Source organism: Nostocoides australiense Ben110 (assembly GCF_001050535.1).
Taxonomy (GTDB): Bacteria; Actinomycetota; Actinomycetes; order Actinomycetales; family Dermatophilaceae; genus Nostocoides_A; species Nostocoides_A australiense.
The window spans coordinates 3,661,421-3,663,259 of the sequence record NZ_HG764815.1 but is presented as its reverse complement, the minus strand read 5'-3'; the positions used below and the strand labels follow the sequence as shown (position 1 = coordinate 3,663,259).

Genomic DNA, 1,839 nt, shown 5'->3' with positions numbered 1-1,839 from the left:
GGCGACGCCGGACTTCCGGCGGTTGCTGACGGCATACGTCCTGCAGGCCTTGGCGACCGGCTGCATGCTCGCCGGCGTCGACTACGTCGCCCGGTGGGTCGTCGGCGGGGGCGGCGCCGCGACGGTCATCTTCGTCTGCTTCGTCGCGCCGGCGCTCGTCGTGATGCCGCTGTGGCAGGCCGTCGGCGACCGGTTGGGCAAGAAGGGCGGCTTCCTCCTCGCGTCGCTGGTCCTGCTCACCGGGGCTCTGGCGATTTTCGTTGTGCGAGAAGGGTCTTTGGCCCTCCTCGCCGCCGCCGTGGCGGTCGTCGGGATCGGGTATGCCGGCACGCAACTCTTCCCGCTCGCCATGCTGCCGGACGTGGCGGCCGTCGACGCCGCGCGGACGGGCGAGAATCGGGTCGGCGTCTTCACCGGGGTCTGGACGGGCGCCGAAACCCTCGGCCTCGCGCTCGGCCCCGGGCTGTATGCCGCCGTCCTCGCCTTGGGCGGCTACGTCTCGTCCTCGGGTGATTCGGTGCGCCAGCCGGCGGGGGCGATCGACGCGATCCAACTCGGGTTCTCGCTCGTGCCGGCCGTCGTCATCGCACTGTCGTTGCTGGCGCTCGCTCGCTATCGTCTTGACGAGCCGGCCGTGCGGGCCGCATCCGAGGAAGGAATCGTATGACGCGCGCCGACGACATCCTCACGGCGCTGGAGGCGTTGCGCGCCAACGATGTTGCCACGCACGGCGGGCGGACGCTGTCCTATGTCTACGACTCGGGGCTGGCCGACGCCGACGAGATCGGCCGCCGCGCGCTCGCGTCGTTCGCCGGCACCAACGGTCTCGATCCGACAGCCTTCCCGTCGCTGCTGGCGATGGAGAACGACCTGGTGCGGCTCGCCGGACATCTGCTGCGGGCTCCTGACGGGTTCGCCGGGACGGTGACGTCAGGCGGCACGGAGTCGATCATGCTGGCTGTCCTCGCGGCCCGCGACGACCCGAAAAACTCTGCAGCCCAGCGCGATTCGCCGTCAATGGTGCTGCCGACCACCGTCCACGCGGCCTTCCACAAGGCGGCGCACTACGTCGGCGTGCGTCCGGTCTTCGTCAACGTCGACCCGGTGACCTTCCGCGCGGACCCGGCCGCGATGGCGGCGGCGGTCGACGGGACCACGGTGCTCCTCGTGGGCTCGGCACCCTCCTACGCCCACGGGGTGATCGACCCGATCACGGCGCTGGCCGACGTGGCGGGGGAGCACGGCATACGGCTGCACGTCGACGCCTGCATCGGCGGGTGGGTGCTGCCCTTCCTCGACGGTGCGCCGCCGTGGTCCTTCGAGATCGAGGGCGTGAGCAGCATCTCGGTGGACCTGCACAAATACGGCTACACGCCCAAGGGTGTCTCGATCCTGTTGCACCGCAACGCATCTTTGCGAAAAAGCCATTTCTTCGCGGCGGCGGACTGGCCGGGCTACACGATGTTGAACACGACGATGCAATCGACGAAATCGGGTGGCCCGCTCGCGGCGGCGTGGGCCGTCGTGCGCTATCTCGGCCTCGACGGCTATCGCGAACTCGCCCAGGTCGCCCGCGAGGCGACGGTGGGCTTGGCCGAGCAGATCGCGGAACGCGGCCTCGGGCTGCGCCCGCTCGTCGCTCCCGACAGCACGCTGCTGGCCGTCACGACGACCCAGGACGCCGGGTATGACGTGTTCACCCTCGCCGACGAGGCGTCCTCCCGCGGGTGGCTGCTCAGCCCGCAACTGCCCTTCCGCGGCGGCCCGCCGAGCCTGCACCTGAGTCTGTGCGCGGCGACGGCGCCCCGCGTCGAAGAACTGCTCGAGGTCCTCGCCGAG

Annotated in this window: 2 protein-coding genes; both read left to right on the top strand. The window is 70.6% G+C overall.

What is annotated here, in order from left to right; genetic code table 11:
* On the top strand, positions 1–667 hold a 667-nt coding region (locus BN11_RS17960; protein WP_201329303.1), incomplete at its 5' end, for an MFS transporter.
* Positions 664–1,839: pyridoxal phosphate-dependent decarboxylase family protein (locus tag BN11_RS17955; protein WP_053084173.1), on the top strand; the 1,176-nt coding region annotated here is incomplete at its 3' end. The genes BN11_RS17960 and BN11_RS17955, both read left to right, overlap by 4 nt.